16 protein-coding genes are annotated in these 21,086 nt (G+C 44.8%); 6 read left to right on the top strand and 10 right to left on the bottom strand.

Annotation, left to right across the window (positions count from 1 at the left end):
• Nucleotides 1-108 precede the first annotated feature (108 nt).
• On the bottom strand, nucleotides 109-1,161 hold the full coding sequence (locus ACDQ55_RS01735) for an asparaginase (protein ID WP_420979311.1): 1,053 nt from the start codon (nucleotides 1,159-1,161) through the stop codon (nucleotides 109-111).
• A gap of 26 nt (nucleotides 1,162-1,187) precedes the next feature.
• On the bottom strand, nucleotides 1,188-1,958 hold the full coding sequence (locus ACDQ55_RS01730; RefSeq protein WP_420979310.1) for a TatD family hydrolase: 771 nt from the start codon (nucleotides 1,956-1,958) through the stop codon (nucleotides 1,188-1,190).
• 96 nt (nucleotides 1,959-2,054) lie between these two features.
• Between ACDQ55_RS01730 and ACDQ55_RS01725 the strand changes: the two genes are divergently transcribed.
• On the top strand, nucleotides 2,055-2,957 hold the full coding sequence (locus ACDQ55_RS01725) for a hypothetical protein (RefSeq protein ID WP_420979309.1): 903 nt from the start codon (nucleotides 2,055-2,057) through the stop codon (nucleotides 2,955-2,957).
• Between the two features lie 46 nt (nucleotides 2,958-3,003).
• Here the strand turns inward: ACDQ55_RS01725 and ACDQ55_RS01720 are convergent, their stop codons facing one another.
• On the bottom strand, nucleotides 3,004-3,627 hold the full coding sequence (locus tag ACDQ55_RS01720) for a polysaccharide deacetylase family protein (RefSeq protein WP_420979308.1): 624 nt from the start codon (nucleotides 3,625-3,627) through the stop codon (nucleotides 3,004-3,006).
• A 122-nt stretch (nucleotides 3,628-3,749) separates the two neighbouring features.
• On the opposite strand from ACDQ55_RS01720, the gene gltX reads away from it, so the two are divergent.
• Nucleotides 3,750-5,279, top strand: a complete 1,530-nt coding sequence (gltX, locus tag ACDQ55_RS01715) for a glutamate--tRNA ligase (RefSeq protein WP_420979307.1) — start codon at nucleotides 3,750-3,752, stop codon at nucleotides 5,277-5,279.
• Between the two features lie 137 nt (nucleotides 5,280-5,416).
• On the opposite strand, the gene ACDQ55_RS01710 is transcribed toward gltX, so the two are convergent.
• Nucleotides 5,417-7,087: a glutamine--tRNA ligase/YqeY domain fusion protein gene (locus tag ACDQ55_RS01710; RefSeq protein WP_420979306.1), complete on the bottom strand. Its 1,671-nt coding sequence runs from the start codon at nucleotides 7,085-7,087 to the stop codon at nucleotides 5,417-5,419.
• Nucleotides 7,088-7,228: 141 nt separating this feature from the next.
• Between ACDQ55_RS01710 and ACDQ55_RS01705 the strand changes: the two genes are divergently transcribed.
• The 4 genes from ACDQ55_RS01705 to fumC all read left to right on the top strand — a co-directional run bounded on the left by ACDQ55_RS01705 (nucleotide 7,229) and on the right by fumC (nucleotide 10,918).
• Nucleotides 7,229-7,648, top strand: a complete 420-nt coding sequence (locus ACDQ55_RS01705) for a cobalamin B12-binding domain-containing protein (protein ID WP_420979305.1) — start codon at nucleotides 7,229-7,231, stop codon at nucleotides 7,646-7,648.
• 88 nt (nucleotides 7,649-7,736) lie between these two features.
• Nucleotides 7,737-8,558 carry a hypothetical protein gene (locus tag ACDQ55_RS01700; protein ID WP_420979304.1) on the top strand — a complete coding sequence of 274 codons (822 nt, stop codon included), beginning with the start codon at nucleotides 7,737-7,739 and terminating at the stop codon, nucleotides 8,556-8,558.
• Nucleotides 8,559-8,685: 127 nt separating this feature from the next.
• Complete coding sequence (locus ACDQ55_RS01695; protein WP_420979302.1) at nucleotides 8,686-9,462, top strand: enoyl-CoA hydratase/isomerase family protein; 777 nt, start codon at nucleotides 8,686-8,688, stop codon at nucleotides 9,460-9,462.
• 52 nt (nucleotides 9,463-9,514) lie between these two features.
• On the top strand, nucleotides 9,515-10,918 hold the full coding sequence (gene fumC / locus ACDQ55_RS01690) for a class II fumarate hydratase (protein ID WP_420979301.1): 1,404 nt from the start codon (nucleotides 9,515-9,517) through the stop codon (nucleotides 10,916-10,918).
• 152 nt (nucleotides 10,919-11,070) lie between these two features.
• On the opposite strand, the gene ACDQ55_RS01685 is transcribed toward fumC, so the two are convergent.
• The 6 genes from ACDQ55_RS01685 to gldF form a co-directional block, all read right to left on the bottom strand.
• Nucleotides 11,071-13,938, bottom strand: coding sequence for a TonB-dependent receptor (locus ACDQ55_RS01685; protein WP_420979300.1), 2,868 nt, complete (start codon nucleotides 13,936-13,938; stop codon nucleotides 11,071-11,073).
• A gap of 379 nt (nucleotides 13,939-14,317) precedes the next feature.
• Entirely contained in the window at nucleotides 14,318-14,953 is a 636-nt protein-coding gene (locus tag ACDQ55_RS01680) for a lipoprotein signal peptidase (RefSeq protein ID WP_420979298.1), read from the bottom strand.
• Between the two features lie 54 nt (nucleotides 14,954-15,007).
• On the bottom strand, nucleotides 15,008-17,512 hold the full coding sequence (locus ACDQ55_RS01675) for a bifunctional UDP-N-acetylmuramoyl-tripeptide:D-alanyl-D-alanine ligase/alanine racemase (protein ID WP_420979297.1): 2,505 nt from the start codon (nucleotides 17,510-17,512) through the stop codon (nucleotides 15,008-15,010).
• Nucleotides 17,513-17,582: 70 nt separating this feature from the next.
• Nucleotides 17,583-18,521: a TerC/Alx family metal homeostasis membrane protein gene (locus ACDQ55_RS01670; RefSeq protein WP_420979296.1), complete on the bottom strand. Its 939-nt coding sequence runs from the start codon at nucleotides 18,519-18,521 to the stop codon at nucleotides 17,583-17,585.
• 85 nt (nucleotides 18,522-18,606) lie between these two features.
• A complete protein-coding gene (gldG, locus tag ACDQ55_RS01665; protein WP_420979294.1) occupies nucleotides 18,607-20,310 on the bottom strand; it encodes a gliding motility-associated ABC transporter substrate-binding protein GldG in 1,704 nt (567 codons plus the stop codon).
• Between the two features lie 20 nt (nucleotides 20,311-20,330).
• A complete protein-coding gene (gldF, locus tag ACDQ55_RS01660) occupies nucleotides 20,331-21,071 on the bottom strand; it encodes a gliding motility-associated ABC transporter permease subunit GldF (RefSeq protein ID WP_420979293.1) in 741 nt (246 codons plus the stop codon).
• Between the last annotated feature and the right edge of the window lie 15 nt (nucleotides 21,072-21,086).

Raw genomic sequence — 21,086 nt, 5'->3', positions numbered from 1 at the left:
AATCAGGGGGGTGATTTTTGGTGTTCTCTAAATTTACCGCAAATATTCAAGATAAAAAAAACGGGAGGTATTTTCATACTTCCCGTTTTTTTCGCTTATGTATAGAGGTTAGTATATTTCAATAGGTGTAAGCTCCCCTCTTAGTGGGGTTTCTATGAGTTTTTTCGCTGCTGCTATAGATACTCCTTGACCCAATACAAACATGAGTTTCGTGACGGCTGCTTCAAAGGTCATATCATGCCCGCTTACTACGCCTATTTCCACCAGGTGTTGGCTAGTTTCATATTTTCCTAATTCTACGGAGCCGCCGTCGCATTGGGTGATGTCTACCACAATAGCGCCTTTATCGATCACCTTTTTGATGCTTTCTATAAACCAGGGCTGGGTGTTTGTATTACCGCTACCAAAGGTTTCCATGATCACTCCTTTCAGGCCAGGCACGCTCAGCGTAGCTTCTACAGCTCTACGGGTAATGCCGGGGAATAATTTAAGTACAGTGATATTTGTTTCCAGTTCTTTATGCACTTTCAACGGTTGTGCAGGTGCAGGTAGTATGAACTGATGTTTGAACTTAATATCGATGCCAGCTTCTGCCAATTGCGGATAGTTCATTGTATAGAAGGCTTCAAACTTCTCTGCATTGTACTTTTTGGAGCGGTTGCCCCTGAACAGGGAAAAGTCGAAGTAGATGCATACCTCTGGTACCATGGATACGGTGGTGCCGGTGTGTCGGCTGCAGGCAATTTCCATGGCCGTAATGATGTTTTCCTTGGCATCTGTACGTATTTTTCCGATGGGAAGTTGGGAGCCGGTAAGGATAACCGGTTTCGACAGGTTTTCGAGCATAAAGCTCAGGGCGGAAGCTGTGAAAGCCATGGTATCGGAGCCGTGCAGGATCACAAAACCATCGTAGCGGTCATACCTGTCTTCAATGATACTGGCCAGTTCCACCCATATCTCCGGCTGCATATCTGATGAATCTATAGGCGGATTAAATGCATATACATAAAAATCAATGCCCATCCGGTAAAGCTCCGGTAAATTGTTCCTTATCTCATTGAATCCTATTGGACGTAGTGCTTTGGTTTTATCGTCATAGATCATACCCACTGTTCCGCCCGTGTAAATTATCAGTATTTTACTCATTGTGCTCGTAGCCATTGCCTACAAAGGTATTCACTAAACAGTTAGAGCATTTTAAATAATTTCCGGGCATTGCTGCTTGTAATGGCTGCTACTTCTTCAATTTTTAGATTTTTTATATCTGCTACCTTTTCTCCTGCCAGCGGAAGGTAGGCACTTTCATTACGTTTGCCCCTGTATGGTACCGGTGCCAGGTAGGGTGCATCTGTTTCCAATACAATATGCGCCAGGTCTATTTCTTCCAGTAGTTTGTCCAGTCCGGATTTCTTGAAGGTTACTACACCGCCTATGCCCAGATAAAAGCCGAGGTCTATGATTTCTCTGGCTTCCTCCAATGTGCCGGAAAAGCAGTGAAATACACCACTTAAACGTCCATCCTGTAATGCTTTTACTTCGTCGATACTTTCCCGTGTGGCCTCCCTGCTGTGGATGGATACAGGCAGCCCGTATTCTCTCGCCAACTGCAACTGTTCCCGGAATGCTTGGTATTGTTGGGTGAGTAAGGATTTATCCCAGTAAAAATCCAGTCCTATTTCTCCGATGGCTTTAAACGGGCGCTGTTGTAACCATTTTTTTACCAGGTCCAGTTGGGTGCTTACCTGAGCGGTTACATAACAAGGGTGTATGCCCATCATGGCAAACATGTTTTCGGGGTATTTGGCTTCCAGCGCCAGCATGTTTTCGATGGTGTTTTCATCTATGTTGGGCAGCAACAGTTGATCCACGCCCGCTGCGATGGCTCTTGTTACCATCTCGTCCCGGTCGGCTTCAAATTCTTCTGAATATAAATGGGTGTGGGTGTCTATCCAGCGCATGTTAATTTTATTTTTTTAAATTTGTAATTATTTTAATATTTTGGACGTTATACAAAGGTAAAGACCGAAAAACCTAATTGCTAAAAAACCTTAACTATGAAAAGCTATTTCAGTACAAACCGCGTGTTGGCTTGGACCATTGCAAGTGTGGCCGTTGTCTCTGTTTTCTTCGCCTGCAAAAAAGATGTCACGAAAGATGATGTTGTTAACAATCTGCCTGATAACAGTGCTTTCGCAGCAGCGCAGCATCAAACGGTTGTAAGCAGCATGTATGCCGACTTGTACGAAACAGTATCTACAGAAGCCGTTTCACAGGGGCTCGATAAAGCTGCCCGGGTAGGAAACGTGCCTAACGACCTTGCAAAAGACCCTGTATCCTGTCCTTCTACGGAGCTTTTGGATGCTACAGATAACAAATGGCCTAAAAGGGTGGTAATAGATTTTGGCACATCTTGCCTCGACAGGTTTGGGGTGTACAGAAGCGGTGTGTTGAATGTAACATTCAGCGGTCCGTTGTTCAATGCTGCTTCTACAGTTACCGTAGAGCCCAGCAATTTTAAACGCAATGGTATTCCTGTAGAAGGAAAATATATCATCACAAACGCTACCTGGTCTGCTACTGCTGGCGTAGCTTATACTGCTGAGGTTGTGAATGGTAAAGTAAAGCTGGCTGATACCCTCGTGGTAAATTATATCAGCAAAAGAACCGTTAAACAAACGGCTGGTGGCGAAACGCCCGCCAATGCAGCAGATGATGTGTATAGTGTAACCGGTACTGAAACACTGTCTTATGAAAAAGGTGGTTTAATCCCCGACGTTACTGCCAGCTTTGAAACACAGACTCCTATTGTTAAACAGTGGATCTGCCCACGTCCCAGCCAGGGAAAGCTGAAGGTAACAGTGAACAGGATAACTGGTGTAATCGATTATGGAAACGGCAAGTGTGATGATCCTATTACGATTACCATAGGTGGTAAAGCAAAACAATTAAATCCCTGATAACAGTGATCCGGAAATTTTACCCAGGGGTAAAATTTCCGGATGTTTATACGATAGCAGTTACTTCAAACTTTTGTTTTTTGCAAAACTCCAATACCCGCGGTAAAGCATATTCCAGCCGCTCCCAGGCTTTTGTGCTATCGTGAAAAACGACAATAGCGCCAGGTTGTAATTTAAAAACAACATTCTGCACACAGGCTTCCCCGTTAATCAGCGTATCAAAATCTCCGCTCAGGATATCCCACATAATAATTTTCGCGCCAGGTATCTTTTTCTTGATCTGACGGATCTGGAAAGGTGTAATCCTGCCATAGGGAGGCCGGAATAAAGGAGATGAAATATATTTAGCCGCTTCCAGCACATTTTCAATATATTTTTCTGTACCGGTTTTCCAGCCATTGAGATGGTTGTGGGTATGATTACCAATGCTATGTCCTGCTTCCAGTATCTGCTGGTAGATGGCAGGATATGCTACTACATTTTTACCGATACAAAAGAAAGTAGCCTTGGCATTGTATTTAGCCAATTGCTCCAGCACAAACGGAGTAGCCTGTGGATGGGGGCCGTCGTCGAAAGTGAGATACACTTTATTGCCCACAGGCGATAAATTCCAGATGCAACTCTTATACAGGGCTTTTAGGATGCCGGGTGTTTTGGTAAGATAGAACATATGGTGCAGATGCTTTCACCCGCAATATACTTAATGTGACTATGCGTGCTACGACATTAAAGAAAATTAATCTGCCCGGGTAGCTCCGTTAACTAAAGGCTAAATCCTTATCTTTGCTGCCTATGGAACACAAAAAAGTAAGAGTGCGCTTTGCGCCCAGTCCAACGGGCGGCCTACACCTGGGAGGTGTGCGCACTGTATTGTTCAACTATTTGTTTGCGAAACAGCATAAAGGTGAATTTGTACTGCGTATTGAAGATACAGATCAAACCCGCTATGTGCCAGGGGCAGAAGAATATATTAATGAATGTTTGCGTTGGTGCGGTTTAAATCCGGATGAAAGTCCTGAGCTGGGAGGCCCATTCGCACCTTACCGGCAGAGCGAGCGTAAAGCTTTGTACCGGCAGTATGCAGAGCAACTGGTAAAATCCGGTCATGCTTATTATGCGTTTGACACCACAGAAGAACTGGATAATATGCGTCAGCGGCTGAGAAGCCCGGAAAATCCCTCTCCGCAATACAATCATGAGTTGAGGAAGCAAATGCGCAATTCCTTTACCCTCTCCGATGAAGAAGTACAGGAACTGCTGGTGAAAAATACGCCACATGTGATCCGTATTAATATGCCTGCCAATGAAGACCTTTCTTTTGTAGATATGGTAAGAGGAGAAGTTACTTTTCAGACTTCTTTGGTAGATGATAAAGTTTTGCTGAAGGCCGACGGTATGCCTACTTATCACTTAGCGGTGGTAGTAGACGATTACCTGATGAAGATTACCCATGCTTTCAGGGGTGAAGAATGGCTGCCCTCTGCGCCTGTTCATCTCCTGCTCTGGAAATACCTGGGCTGGGAAGCACATATGCCGCAATGGGCCCACCTGCCACTCATCCTCAAGCCAGATGGTAACGGTAAGCTCAGCAAACGTGATGGCGATCGTTTAGGCTTCCCGGTATATGCTATGAACTGGGCAGATCCTAACACCGGCGACCTTACCAAAGGTTTCCGTGAAAGAGGTTTCCTGCCGGAGGCATTCGTCAACATGCTGGCTATGTTAGGTTGGAACGATGGTAGTGAGCAGGAAATATTTTCTATGGAGCAGCTCATTGAGAAATTCTCGATGGACAGGGTTCATAAAGCCGGTGCTAAATTCGATTTTGAAAAAGCGAAATGGTTTAATCATCAGTATATCCATCATAAAGACAACGAAAGCCTGGCGGTTCTTTTCCAACCCGTATTACAGGAAAAAGGGATCGACGCTTACCCTGCTTATGTAGCTATGGTAGCAGGCCTCGTAAAAGAACGTTGCTACTTTGTGAACGAAATATGGGATCATGGCTTCTTCTTTTTCCAGCAACCGGAAGGCTATGATGAGGCTGCGGTAAAACCCAAATGGAATGCCGACAAAGAGGCTTTCTTTGAAGCCTGGTCTGCTCAGCTGGGAACGCTCAGCACTGCTAACGCCGCTGAACTGGAAACTGCTTTTAAAGCCCTTGCCACAGAGCGGAACCTGAAAATGGGAGATGTACAGTTGCCTTTCCGTATCATGCTTACCGGTGGTAAATTTGGCCCTCCGGTATTTGATATCGTAGCTACCCTCGGCATCGCCGAAACACAAGCCAGAATTGCAAAAGGATTGGCTGCATTTAAATAGTATTGTTACAAGTTCAATAACATATGGAAACCGTCTTCCTACTCGGGAGACGGTTTCTTTCATTTTTAGCTTGTATAACTATATTAAAAAAGCCGGACAACTTGATGGTCCGGCTTTTTAATATATGTTGATAGACGTTATTTGCCTTTGGCGCTTTCTTTGGCCCAGGTATCCTTCAGGGTAACGGTCCTGTTAAACACTACTTTTTCTGGTGTGCTGTCTGGATCTACTGTAAAATATCCTTTGCGCAGGAATTGGAAACGCTCTCCGGGTTTAGCTTGCAGTAAGCCTGGTTCTACATAGGCTTCTTTAATTACCTGTAAAGAGTCTGGGTTGATGAAGGATTTAAAATCGCCTTCTTCTGCATTGGGATTCTCTGAAGTGAATAAGCGGTCGTAGATGCGTACTTCGGCGGTAGCGGCATGGGCAGCGCTTACCCAGTGAATGGTACCCTTAACGGTTAGGCCGCTTTGGTCGCCGCCACTCTTACTTTCCGGAAGGTAAGTGGCGTAGATGGTGGTGATATTGCCATCTGCATCTTTTTCCACATGTTCTCCTTTAATGATATAGGCATTCTTCAAACGTACCAGAAGTCCGGGGCCCAGGCGGAAGAATTTTTTTGGCGGATTTTCCATGAAGTCTTCCCGCTCTATATACAGGGTATTGCTGAAATGCAAGGTACGGGAGCCCGCGTTTGGATCTTCCGGGTTATTGTCGGCAGTCATTTCTTCGACCTGTCCTTCCGGATAGTTGGTGATCACGAGTTTAACAGGGTCCAGAACGGCCATTACACGGTTAGCGGTTCTGTTCAGTTCTTCGCGGATACAGAATTCCAGCAGGCCCAGTTCAATGATATGATCGCGTTTCTGAACGCCAACTCTTTCACACAGCATGCGGATACTGGCCGGTGTATAGCCTCTGCGGCGCAGGCCACTGATAGTAGGCATGCGGGGATCGTCCCACCCGCTTACAAAACCTTCCTCTACCAGGAGCTTTAATTTGCGCTTGCTCATGACCGTATAGGTAATGTTTAAACGGGCAAATTCGTACTGATGACTAGGGAATATTTCCAGTTCTTTGATAAACCAGTCGTACAGTGGGCGGTGAGGAATGAACTCGAGCGTACAGATGGAATGGGTGATGGCTTCGATGCTATCACTCTGGCCATGGGCAAAATCGTACATAGGGTATATGCACCATTTGTTGCCGGTACGGTGATGATGGGCATGTTTAATGCGGTACATCAGCGGGTCACGCATATGCATATTGGGAGATGCCAGGTCTATTTTGGCGCGGAGGGTTTTTTCTCCATCTTTGAATTCTCCTTTGCGCATGCGCTCAAAAAGGTCGAGGTTTTCGGCAACAGAACGGCTCCGGGCAGGTGTAGGAGTGCCGGGAGTGGTTGGCGTACCTTTACTGGCAGCTATTTCTTCCGCAGTAGCATCTTCTACATAGGCCAATCCTTTGTTGATCAGTTGTACAGCAAATGCATACATCTGTTCAAAATAGTCGGAAGCATATAACTCTTTTTCCCACTCAAATCCCAGCCAGCGGATATCTTCTTTAATGGAGTCCACATATTCTGTGTCTTCTGTTACCGGGTTGGTATCATCAAAGCGGAGATTGGTTTTGCCATTGTATTTTTTAGCCAATCCAAAGTTCAGGACAATGGATTTAGCGTGACCTATATGTAAATAGCCATTAGGTTCTGGCGGGAAACGGGTTAGTACCCGGCCGTCATTTACGCCATCAGCTATATCTGCTTCTACAATTTGTTCTATAAAATTGAGAGACCTTTCTTCGCTCATATTGATTTTTATCTTGGTCTGCAAATGTAATAAAATAGCGCTTAGCTTTTCTATTAGCGGCCAGCTTTTAGCTTTCGCGCCCCAAAAGCAGAAAGCTAGCGGCTAATCGTTATATTTACGTTTCACAATTATTTGAAAGGTATGGTAAACCCGTTAAACCGCCCTGTTCGTGTATTAGTGGCTAAAGTAGGTCTGGATGGCCACGACCGTGGCGCCAAAGTTATTGCGGCCGCCCTAAGAGATGCCGGTATGGAGGTGATTTACACCGGTTTGCGGCAAACTCCCGAAATGGTGGTGAATGCTGCCCTGCAGGAAGACGTGGATGCCATCGGGATCAGCATCCTCTCTGGCGCCCATATGACGGTTTTTCCTAAGGTTATAGCCCAGATGAAAGAAAAGGGGATGAATGATGTGTTGCTTACTGGCGGGGGCATCATTCCCGACGCCGATATGGAAACACTGCAGGAAATGGGGGTAGGGAAACTCTTTCCCCCTGGCACCAATACTAAAGATATTGCTGAATATATCACCGGCTGGGTAGCCACCCACAGGAATTTTTAAAAAAGTTATCAGGATCGCCGTAACATTTTTTTCTCCGGGTCGTCTTTAGGTGAAAATAATCCACCAAATCTAAAAACCACACACCCGTATGATTAAAAATAAGTTATGCCTGCTTTCCCTGTTACTGTTGCTGTGTTGCTGTAGTGTATTTGCCCAGGAGAAAAGAGACACCGCCCCTGCACCCTCTGCTGATACTACTTCTTATAATTTTTCTATCATTTTTGGTAAATACCCCAAGCACCGGGAAGAAGTATACGTTACTGAAGGTGGAGAAGTGGCGCTATTGTCTTTCGCTTCTATGAAAGAAAATGGAGAGCACCTGCGGAATATCCCGCGTTTTACGCTCTTTTTTAATCTCGGTACCAACTTTAATAAGGATGTAAGCAAGAATCTGGGATTCTTTACTGGTATCAATCTTAAAAATATCGGTTTAATTTCCAAACCATACGATTCCCTGAAACTGAAACAACGTGTATACACAATTGGTATCCCGCTGGGTTTCAAACTGGGGGATGTTACTAATGGCAGCTATTTTTTCTTTGCCGGGGGTGAAATTGATATGGCGATCAACTACAAGGAGAAAGTATTTGTAAACGGTGACAAGGTGCATAAATTCAATGAATGGTTCAGTGACCGCACTCCCCTGCTGATGCCGTCAATATTTGCCGGGTTCCGTGTAAATCCTGGTTTCGGGCTGAAAGTGCAATATTATCCGCAAAACTTTTTCAACAAGGAGTTTAAAACAACAGATAAAGGCAACACGGTATATCCTTACAAAACAACGGAAGCTAACCTGATATTCGTTACGTTGGGATATAACTTTAATGGAGTAAACTACTTTAAAGTAAAGAAGAAAAGACATTACATGAAAATGAAGAACGGAAAGGCGGAGTTAGAGGTGAATTATTAGTTATTAGCTGCCCGCTATGAGCAGCCTAATAACTTGTTTGTTTACCAATCTGACTAGTAGCGGCTTCACCAGGCTGATTAGTTAGGTTATTGAATATTGCTTAATATTGGTAACTAAACTTCAGCTCATGTTTCAAACGATTAACACGCAACTTGAGAATAATATCCTGATCATTACCATTAATCGTCCGGATAAAATGAATGCGCTCAATCACCAGGTATTGGCAGAGTTGGCATTAGCGATAGATGATGTGCATGGTCGCAATAACATTAAAGCCGCCATCATTACGGGCGCTGGTGAAAAGGCATTTGTGGCAGGAGCGGATATCAGTGAGTTTCTCACTTTATCTCCTAAGCAGGGAGAGGAGCTGGCTAAAAAAGGACATGTGATTTTTCAGCGTATAGAAACCAGCCATAAGCCGATTATTGCTGCTGTGAATGGTTTTGCCCTGGGTGGTGGATGTGAGTTGGCGATGGCTTGCCATTTCCGGTTGGCGAGCAATAAGGCCCGTTTTGGTCAGCCGGAAGTGGGTTTGGGGCTTATTCCCGGATATGGCGGCACCCAACGGCTTACACAATTAGTAGGCAAGGGCAGAGCGCTGGAACTGATGCTTACCGGCGACATGATTAGTGCCGACGAAGCCCTGGCCTGGGGATTAGTGAACCATGTAGTACAACCCGAAGAATTGCTGCCTAAAGCAATCGCTATTCTACAAAAAATACAAACAAAAGCTCCCCTGGCGGTAACCCGTATTATTAAATGTGCAAATGCAGCACTGGATAAAGACCAGGATGGCTTTGAACTGGAAACGCAGGAATTCGGGGCCTGCTTCGAAACCAAAGACTTGCAGGAAGGCGCAACTGCTTTTCTACAAAAAAGACCACCGAATTTTACGGGAGAATAGCTTGTTGCCCTATCCGTAAAACTGTACTTTTGTAGCCTTAAAAGTTCAAATCATGGAATTCAGAATAGAGAAAGACACAATGGGAGAGGTGAAAGTGCCTGTAAATGCCTATTATGGCGCTCAAACACAGCGCTCCATTGAAAATTTCAAGATTGCCCAGGATATCAATAAAATGCCGAAGGAAATTATTAAGGCATTCGCTTACCTGAAGAAAGCCGCTGCGATCACTAACCTGGAAGCAGGGGTATTGCCCAAGGAAAAAAGTGATCTGATTGGTCAGGTATGCGACGAAATCCTGGCAGGTAAACTGGATGATCAGTTTCCACTGGTAGTATGGCAAACAGGTTCCGGCACCCAGTCTAATATGAATGTAAATGAAGTAGTAGCTTACCGTGCGCATGTTATTCATGGTGGACAGTTGACCGACAAAGAAAAGTTCGTTCATCCGAACGATGATGTGAACAAATCACAGTCTTCTAACGATACTTTCCCTACAGCCATGCATATTGCAGCCTATAAGATGCTCCAGGAAGTAACCATTCCCGGTATTAAAAAGCTGCGCGATACATTGCAACAGAAGGCGGAAGCCTATAAAAATGTGGTAAAAATTGGCCGCACCCATTTTATGGATGCTACCCCGCTCACCCTTGGCCAGGAAATCAGCGGCTACGTAGCACAGCTGAACCACGGTTTAAAAGCCATTGACAATTCGCTGGCGCACCTGAGTGAACTGGCTCTGGGCGGTACTGCTGTAGGTACAGGTATTAATACACCTAAAGGGTATTCGGAAAATGTGGCAAAGAATATAGCCCTGTTAACCGGACTGCCGTTTATTACCGCTGAAAATAAATTTGAAGCACTGGCAGCCCACGACGCAATTGTAGAAGCCCATGGCGCACTGAAAACAGTAGCTGTAAGCCTGATGAAGATTGCTAACGATGTGCGTATGCTGAGCTCTGGCCCACGCGCAGGTATCGGTGAGATCCATATTCCAGACAACGAGCCGGGTTCTTCTATTATGCCAGGTAAGGTAAACCCTACTCAGTGTGAAGCGCTCACCATGATTGCAGCCCAGGTAATGGGTAATGATGTGGCGATAAGCATTGGCGGATCTAACGGGCATTTTGAATTAAATGTGTTCAAACCCGTAATGATCTTCAATTTCCTCCATTCTGCCCGCCTGATCGGTGATGGTTGTGTAAGCTTTAATGATAAATGTGCAGAAGGTATTGAACCAATTGAAGCTAATATCAACAAACATGTGGAAAATTCCCTGATGCTGGTTACTGCCCTGAATACCAAAATTGGTTACTACAAGGCTGCAGAGATTGCACAGAAAGCACATAAAGAAGGTACCACCCTTAAAGAAATGGCAGTGAAGCTGGGTTATGTAACGCCTGCTGAATTCGATGAGTGGGTAGTACCTGCACAAATGGTTGGAGAGATCAAGATCTAACGGTGATAGCTCTCAGATCAATCAATAACATTTAGCTGTTATTTTTTAATAGAAGCAGCGGAGAACAGAAGGGTGATACCTTCCATTCTCCGCTGCTTTTTTATAACTGGCCGCTAAAATCTATCAGCGTTATATTCCTCTTTTTAGCCGGGTTATTTACTGCCCCGGTGAAATACGTTATCATATGTTACAGAGAGGTAATACAATCCGCGGATAGTTGGACCTCCTACATATTGGAAATAAGGGGTATTCAGGATATTAGAAGCGCCCAGCTTAAAGGAAGTATTGATCTTAGGCACCCGGTAAGTAACCTGCGCATCTACTGTGCTATATGAAGGTACATCACCATTACCGAAGAGGTTCTGCCAGTAGAAGGTGTTCTGCCAGTGCCAAACTACGTTGAAACCAATATTTTTATATACGTTGCGGTTACCTACACTTACATTGGTAAACCAGTCAGGCGTATTGAAGCCTGGTACCAGCGCATCGTCTTTGGTTTTATCTTGTACCAGCTTGTTATAATTGGCATTACCGCTTACCGTGTAGCCTTTATACAGGTCGTAGGTAACTGCCAGTGCCAGGCCGTAGTTGCTTACGGTAGATTTACTGTTGGTCCATACACGGTACCGGTCTTGCAGCGACTTATCCAGCATTTGGTTTAATACGTTTTGGTCGGGAGCATTAACATTACCGGTTTTAGGCACCACGGTTTCGATCTGACCGATGAAGTGTTTGTAAGAGCTATAGTAGCCATCCAGGTCAATAAAGAGTTTATTATCCAGTAGTATTGCTTTATAGCCTGCCTCAAGTGCATTGATCTGTTCTGGTACAATAGGATCGAGGTTGGCTACTTTGAGGATACCGGCATTCTTAGCTGCCGCTACATCTTTACTAACGTGTTCCGCATTGATGGTTTTGTTTACAGCCGTGCCAAACGCATCTACAGTACTGGTCAGGAAGGAGTTCTTAAAGTATCCAAGACCTTGTTCTATGAAGGCCAAACCGCCTACGCGTCTTACCTGTCCGTTGTTTACAAAGGAGTAAGCTTCAAACAGGGATGGGAAGCGGAAGCCATTTTGCCAGGAAACCCGGAAGTTATGTTTGTCTTTGATACTATACACAGCGGCTATACGTGGATTCGCTTTACCGCTGAATTGTTCATTCTTATCGTAACGCAGGGAGCCGGTTAGTTTTAGGGCATCATTGAAGAATGTTTTACTGATCTGTGCGAAACCGCCTGCTTTACCGTACCAAATGGGTTTTCCACCGGGTTGGTTGCGTTTATCTGCTGGGAGGGAGAAGTCAACGAAGTTGTTGCCGTCGGGAATAATTTCGTAAGTGCGATAATCAGCACCTACCAACACGTCTGCAAAGTGGATGTATTTACGCAGGTTCCAGGTGCCTTCGGTATGATAGAAACGGCTTTTCTGGAGCAAAGCGGCGCCACCACTGGTGTTGTCAGGATTTTTTGAAGTAGGGTATATATCCCAGTCGTTGATGCTTTTTATTTTTGCTACCTGTGCATCGAAAGCAGGTGTGCCGGGTGTCCATCTACCATTGTCGGCATAGGCGCGTGCAGCCTGGTGGGCAGCTACCAGGTCTTTACCGGCAGTGAGGGCGTCGTTGAGGCCTTTGGTATAATCTGTTTGCCATTGTTTATCTGGCTTGAAGGATTTTTCAAGATTATCCGCCAAAGGGTTCATGTTATAAGAGTCTCCGGTATTTTCGATAGAGATATAAGACCTAACGGTAAAATCGGGGTGTACCAATTCTAATTTGGCATTTTGTACGGTAACGCCTCTGAGGCCGATACGGTTACCGCGTTGAAAGAAACCATCCATTTCACCATAACGGTAGGCGGCAGACAGTTCTATTTTGTGTGGTAAGCGGAAGTTAAAAGAGAAATCTGCTTTCTTATTTTTAACAGTGAAATCGCCCACCAGGTCTTTTTCCCAGTAGCCGGTACGGTGTACGTTATAGGCACGGCCATCTTTATCGATGATCTGGAGGTTGGAGTTATCCCCATATTTATTCCAGGCATCGTTGGCGATGTTGTTAGGACCGCTCAGCTGTGGAAAATCTGGATTGGCTTTAGGCTGTGGGTTAAAGTCGGTATGATTATCGGCATACCAGTCGGTACCCTGCATATAGCTCAGGTTTACTTTCCAGGCAAACCAGGAAGAATAGGATTGTGCATAGCGTACTGCCGTTTCCGTTAATAATTTAGCGCCGCCATCGTCTCCAATGTGGTTTACCGCTACTTTTTGATAGAAGCTCACGCCTTGGTACTGGAAGGGGTTTTTGGTGAGAAGATTCGACATGCCATTGATCGCATTCATTCCATATAGGGCGGAAGAGGCGCCTGGCGTTACTTCCACGCTGGAGATATCCAGCTCCGTAGGGCCGATGGCGTTACCTAACGGTACGCCAAGGGTAGCGGCCTGGTTATCTACGCCATCTACCAACTGCATAAAGCGGAAGTTATTAGGCACGTTGAAACCACGGGTGTTGAATACTTTAAAAGTAAGGCCGGCTGTGGTCATTTGTACGCCTTTCAGGTTACCAATGGCATCGTAAAAGGTAGAGGAAGGGGTTTCCTTTAGCGCCCGGATGTCGAGCTTTTCGATGGCTACCGGGGAGCGGAGCAATTTCTCCTGCTGGCGGGAAGCCGATACTACCACTTCATTTACCAGCAGGGATTGTGTATACAACTGGATCGCCAGTTTACTGCTGCTGTTTTTCACTTCAAATTCCTGGGGTTGATAACCAATGAGGCGGATAACCAGTTTTAATGGGAATTTGGCATTGGTGGCTACTTCAAAACGGCCGGTGGTATCTGTTTGTGTACCGAAGGAAGTACCCTTGATCTGTACAGAGGCGCCTTTAAGAGGGGCGCCATGGTCGTCGGTAATCTTGCCTTGTATTACATAAGCACCATTGAGCTGTGCTTGTACAAGCACGGGACTGAATACCAATATTACGAAAAGGTATTTCGCCAGTATAGGTAAGAACTTTTGCATAGTGATATTAACATTATAGATTCTGGAATGATAAAATGATAAGGGGAAGTGGAACTATGCCGTGCCTCAACATCGGGGTGTAAAAAATATAATCATATAGCCTATAGAATTAGTAGACAAATATAATCCGGGTATTTTTGATTTCAAAACAAACGGGCGTATTTGTGATGGAAATGGCAGTGGGCGACTGTAAAGTAGCTTGCAGTGGGTAATTTAACTAGTTGATAATTAATTTATTATAATGGCCTGTTTTTGCTGTAAATTTTTTCGGGAAGATGATAGCCCATGGCGTGTATAGGTAAGGGTTAATCCGATAACGGCATAAATAAGGCAGTGCCAACTGTTATGGCACTGCCTTTATGTTTAAAGAAATTTGTTATTATAAACTATGCTCTATCACATTAGCGTGCGTATGTTTTCCGAAAAAACGTTTTTGGAACAACAGTATGGCAATAACGCCGGTAGAGATAGCAGCATCTGCTACGTTAAATACCGGACGGAAAAACACGAAATAATCGCCGCCTTTAAATGGTACCCATTTAGGCAAATAACCTTCATAGATGGGGAAATACAGCATGTCTACCACCCTGCCGTGCAGGAAGCCGCCATATCCGCCACCGGCAGGCATAAACTTAGCCACTTCATAGCCAACGCTATCGTTGAAGATCAGGCCATAGAACATGCTGTCGATCAGGTTACCAGCAGCTCCCGCCAGGATCAGCGATCCGCAGATCAACAGGCCGATGCTATACTTTTCTTTTACCAGTTTTTTCATGTACACAAATCCTACTACTACGGCTATCAAACGGAACAGGGTAAGTAAGATCTTACCAAAGTCGCCTCCAAATTTCAGCCCGTATGCCATGCCTTCATTTTCTATAAAGTGGATACGGAACCAATTGGGGATGATCACAAATTCCTCTTGCATAAATAGGTGCGTTTTGATCCAGAATTTAAGTGTCTGGTCAATGAGGAGGATCAGGATAACGATGAATACTACGTGACGATATTTCAACTGATATTAAAGTTTTATCAAAAATAATAGTTTATTTCAATGCCTGCAATATCATTATTCCTGGAAATATACCCTTTTTACCCGCTGTGAAATTCCTGTTAATATTTCATAGGGAATGGTGTTAGCCCAGGCAGACAGTTCTTGTACGGATAAATCTTCCCCGAAAACAATCACTTCATCTCCCTCCATAATATCGGGAATATGGGTTACATCCAGCATCAGCATATCCATGGCAACAACGCCTACTACAGGCGCCAATTTGTTGCGGATCAGCATTTTACCCACGCCCATGCTAAGCCTGCGGGGGTAACCATCGGCATAACCGATGCGCACGGTAGCGGTAACGGACGGCCCTTTGGCCTCCCATTTGGCGCCATACCCCACGGTATCGCCGGCTTGTAAGTGCTTTAATTGCGCTACGGTGGTTTTTAGGGTACTTACGTTGCGTAATTGATCCTGGATATCACGACTGCTATCTATACCATACATGCCAATGCCCAGTCGCACCATATCCAACTGTAAGTCTGGATGGCGGCTGATAGCAGCGCTGTTGGCGATATGCCGGATTACGGTATATCCGAGTGATTTTTGCAATTCGTGGCTCATTTCATAGAACAGCCGTCCTTGTTGCTGGGTAAGTGCGTCCTTTTCCGGATCTTCGCTGGCTGCGAGGTGGCTGAAAATGGACTGTACCTTCAACAATGGGCTGTCTGTGAGTACCTGGGCCAATGCCGGGATTTCGCTTTTTACAAAGCCCAGCCGGTGCATGCCGGTATCCAACTTAATATGGATGGGGAATGCTGCTTTGCCGGTAGCGGTTACTTCTTCCATAAACTGCAGCAATATCTGCATGGAATAAATTTCAGGTTCCAGGTGCCAATGCAAAATGCTATCAAAACTGGCCGGTTCTGGGTTCATGACCATAATCGGCATGGTAATGCCGGCTCTTCTCAGTTCCACACCTTCATCTGCATAGGCTACGGCGAGGTAATCCACGCCATGGAATTGCAACAGGTTCGCAATTTCGAAGCTGCCGCTTCCATAAGAAAATGCTTTCACCATTGCCATCAGTTTGGTATCAGGCTTTAACATCGACTGATACAGCTTTACATTATGGGAGACGGCGGTCAGGTTGATTTCCAGAATGGTTTGATGTGCTTTTTGTTCCAGTACTTTCCCGATGCGTTCGAACTGAAATATACGGGCTCCCTTTACTAAAACGGTTTCGTTCTGGAAATCATCAGCATTGAATTGCTGGATATATTCATCGGTAGTGGTAAAAAACTGTGTTTTTAGCCCTTCTATCTGCTGAAAGCTTTTTTTCTCGCGTCCAATGTTTTTACCAATAGCAATCAATTTATTGATCCCTTTTTTCTGCAGCAGCTCAGCTACTTCTTCATACAAGGTAGCGTCGCTTTTACCGCTTTGCAGGATATCGCTCAATATTACGGTGCGGGTAGCATGTTGTTGTTGCTGGTGTAAAAAGTCCAACGCAATGGTTAGAGAGCCTAAATCCAGGTTGTAACTGTCGTTGATAACAGAACAGTTATTAATGCCCTGTTTTAATTCCAGCCGCATGGCAATATTGCTCAGCTGATCCATCCGCTGTTGGATCACTTCCTGTTCTTTGCCCAGATATAGCATTAGGGCTACACAGTGGATGGCATTTTCGATAGAGCCTTCGTCTACAAATGGAATGCTGAAGTGCAGCGGTTCTTGTTTGTAGAGCGCATCTATCCGGGTATGGTTATCCTGTTTGTCTACGTGGGTGATACGCAGGTCTGCATCGGTTTTGCGTGACCAGGAAAACAATTCCGGCCCGCCTTCCTGGTTTTCCTTTTTACCTACCTGGTTATGGAACGCTAATACGCATTCATTCAGGGCCAGGTAATCTTTGCAGTAAATGAGGATATCGCTTTTGGCAAATAGTACCAGTTTTTCGTTGATCTTCTGACGGATATTTAAAAAACCTTCGCTATGGGCCTCGCCAATATTACTGAAGATGCCAATAGTAGGGCGCATGATCTTTTCCAGGTTCACCATTTCCCCTGGCTGGGAGATCCCCGCTTCAAAGATAGCCAGTTGGTGTTCCGGCTTCATCTGCCATACAGATAATGGCACTCCAATCTGGGAATTGTAGCTTTTAGGACTACGAACAATGTTATAATCTTTTTCCAGCAGTTGGTACAACCATTCTTTTACAATGGTTTTGCCATTACTGCCAGTAATACCAATAACAGGGATATGGAACTGTTGACGGTGAAAAGCCACCAGCGCATGTAATGCCTGCAAGGTGTCTTTTACCAGGATAAAATTGGCTTTAGGATATTTTTCCAGTGGTACAGGCTCACTCACAATAAAATTACTCACCCCTTTACGGTACAGCTCTTCTATATATTGGTGGGCATTCCGGCGAGGGCTTACCAGCGGAATAAACAACGACGTTTCCGGGAAGCTTAACTTCCGGCTATCCAATAAAAGATGGTCAATCTCAGAAAATCCGGTCTCTTGCAACAATTCTCCTTTCAAAGTCTTGTTGATGCTTGCTGCGTTATACACGTTTATCAGGTTTGAATAATCACTTAGCAGTAGCAAGATGTTATTTGCTCCCTGCTCTTTACTTCACTGTTTATCCGGTAATCCTTTTTTGATGATAAAGAGAATAGAGGATGGAACTTCCAAGACATAGCAAAATCACTAACAGTGAGACGTATACCGGTAAGTGAATATTGTACTTTTCCAGGAAAAATTCTGCCAGCATCTTCAGGCCGATAAAAATAAGTACAATGGCTATGCCTTTGGGAAGATATTCAAATTTATCTACCGCTCCCCTCAGTAAAAAGAATAGAGACCTCAGTCCCAGTACCGCAAATATGTTAGATGTATATACCACCATGGGATCACGCGATATGGCAAATACAGCCGGAATGGAATCTAATGCAAATATAATGTCCGTTACGGCCAGCATGACCACTACCAGCGATAAAGTGGTAAGATACGTTTTATTGTTTTTACGGATAAAAAAACGACCGTTAGGTGCTGCTGTTGTTATCCGCAAGTATTTGTTCATAAAACGATATACGGGGTTTGCGTCAGGTTTAAATTCATTTTCCGCTTTGGTATGAAACATTTGAAAACCTGTATAAACAAGGAATGCCCCGAATATATATAAAATCCATTCAAATCTGTGGATAAGCGCCATGCCCACGCTAATAAAAATAGCTCTTAATACGAGTGCCATTAATATGCCTACTAGCAATACCCGTGAATAAGATTCTTCTTTTATTTTAAAAAAACCAAAGATGAGAATAAATACAAAGATGTTATCCATCGAAAGCGACTTCTCCATCAGGTAAGCACTCATAAAGTCGATGGCCGGCTGAGCCCCATCTTCGAACCATATGAATCCAAAAAACAGCAAAGACAAGCCTACCCAGAAAATGTTTTGCCACAAGGCAATTTTAATGGAGGTTTTCTTGTTTTTTTTGCTGAATAAACCAAGATCAAAAACCAAAGCTCCCCCTATCACCATAAAAAAAATGAGATAGGTCAACTGGGTGTTGTCCATGAAACTGGTTTTTATGAGCAGCAAAGATAAGCTTTTCGTTTTTAGCAGCTAGCGGCTAATCTATTGAATGCCCCCGGCTGCTAAATTAAAGTCCATATTTTCTTTGACGCACAAACTGGAATACCATGGCAAATAATAGCACCAGTCCGATTGGTAGCAGAAAGCAGATAGCTTGCCATTTGGTTTTTTCCTGTTTTATTTTTTCGGTGTCCAGGAGGCGCAGGGTAATTTCTTTATTGCGTGCTTCCATAATCCCTCCATTACCGCTCAGGTATTCCAAGCAGTTTAGGAAAAATTCTTTATTGGCAAAGGCGAAGCCTGGGTTAAATTCGTTAATGCCCATCTGCAATGGGCCTTCTTTGCGCGATACTGCATTGGCAATAAGGTCGCCATCGCTCACAACAATCATTTTGTTTACGGTATCGGTGGCTTCACGGAAAGGTTTGCCAGAGGCGCGTTGCAGTTCATTTACTGCTGCTGGGTCTTGCCGGTTGTGGAATAATGAAGTGAATTTTCCTTCCAGCAAAACAGCGGCGGGCAGGTGTTGCTGCCGGTATTCACGTGGATTGGGCTGTGCTTTTACTACATCCCAGCTTATTTCTGCCGGAATACGGTTGGTGCGGCTATTTCCGGAAGAGGTCAGTAAAACGGTTTTCCGGATGGCATCGTTTTTAATCGTATCTATCGCACTTACAAAACGGCTTAATACCATATCCAGATTTTTTACAATAGGATGCGCTTTCGTTGGCATAAGCAGCGGAAAATAAGGGAAAGGAACGGGCTGTATCTGTGGCCGGTTGCCTACGTTGCCTACTACGAGCGGTACTGCATCGCTTTGCATATCCATGATCAGGTCTTGGTTAATACGCACGCCGTACCGGAACAACAGGTCTTCTAGGTTCAGGCCCCGGTCAAATGCAAAGAAGGCAGGTCTGTCGTGCAAGCTATCCATACTGGCGGTAGACTCATCGATAAACCATAATATTTTGCCTCCGTTCATGACATATTGATCTATTTTAAATTTATCGGCATCGCTGAAGGCCTGCGATGGTTTAGTGAACAGGATTACGTCAAAGTCGCGTGGTATCCACGGGGTGGTTTGCAGGGTGAGGGTATCCAGCTCGTAGTTGCTTTGCAAGGTATTGAGGGCGTCGTATACTTCGGCGCCCAGCGATTCTCCATGCCCCATCATGTAACCCACCAATGGTTTTTGTTTTTCCGTGAGTTTGTTGATCGCGTCTGCAAACTGGTATTCCAGCAAGGCTTCCGAGCTGTTCATCGTTTGCATGGGATCTTGCCCACCCTGGTTTTTCAACAGGTTTACGCCGATGGTTTTGCCTTTGTAATGCAGTAGGGCGCCTGGAAAAATGAGCTTTTCCGCATAACCGTCGTTGGCATCTTGCTGTACTTTCATATTAAAGGGCATAATGCCTTGCGCCGTTAATTCTCCCAGGAATTTCATCCGGGCAGAATCGCTCATTCCCTGACCGGGATTGATAAAATTGAAACGGATATTTTGCTGGCCATATTCCCGGAATTCTTCCAGCAGTTCGGTGGTGGATTGTGCCAATTGCCGGAAGCTGGCAGGATAATCGCCTTTCAGAAAAACATCTATTTCTACCGGGCTGTTGAGCTGGCGCAACAACTGCTTGGTATTGCTGGTGAGGGTGTATCTTTTTTCTGCTGTAAGATCCCATCTGCCATGCAAATGAGCCGCTGCTATATTCATGCAGGTGAGTACCAGGATAACTGCTATTGCACGCTGCAGGTATTTTTTTCGTGTAGCCATAACATTTAGATCAGGTAATGTTACCCGTTTTGCCAGAGTTTTCTATGGAGGGATAATTTAGTAAGATAGAGCATCAGACCTATAATGCTGATAAAATAGATCATATCACGACTATCTATCACACCCCGGCTGATAGAGGTATAATGGAATTTGATGCCGGCCATTTGCAGGTAGTAATCTGCACTACCGGTAAAAGCAGGTATTTTGCTGAGGGCATCAAACCCATTGTACAATATAAAGCAGGTAAAAAGTGAGATCAGTAGGGAAATCATGGCGTTGTTGGTGAGCGACGACGACCAGATGCCGGTAGCGGTGAATGTAGCTCCCAGCATCAGCAAGCCGATGTAAGACCCAATAATGCTGCCGTTGTCTATTTGTTGGGCATCTACGCTTAAATACCGGACCGCAAAATAATAAACCAGGGTAGGCAACAGGGAGATAGCTACAATGAGCATGCTCGCCCAGAACTTACCCAGAACGATCTGCCAGCCGGTAAGTGGTTTGGTACTTAAGAGCTCCATGGTACCGGTTTTGAATTCATCGGCAAAGCTGCGCATAGTAATGGCAGGAATGAGCAGCAGATAAATAAGCGGCGCCAGGTTGAACAGTGGGTCCAGGTTGGCATAGCCGGTATCTAGCAGACTGGTTTCCGGAAAAACGAAGAGTAATAACCCATTTGCCAGCAAAAAAAGAATGATGGCCACATAGCCTGTAACACTGCTGAAAAACTGGTTTATCTCTTTCTTAAAGATGGCTAGCATGAACAGTTAGTAAGG

It is taken from the genome of Chitinophaga sp. 30R24 (assembly GCF_049056765.1).
In the GTDB taxonomy this organism is placed as follows: Bacteria; Bacteroidota; Bacteroidia; order Chitinophagales; family Chitinophagaceae; genus Chitinophaga.
This window is presented reverse-complemented; position numbering and strand designations above follow the sequence as displayed.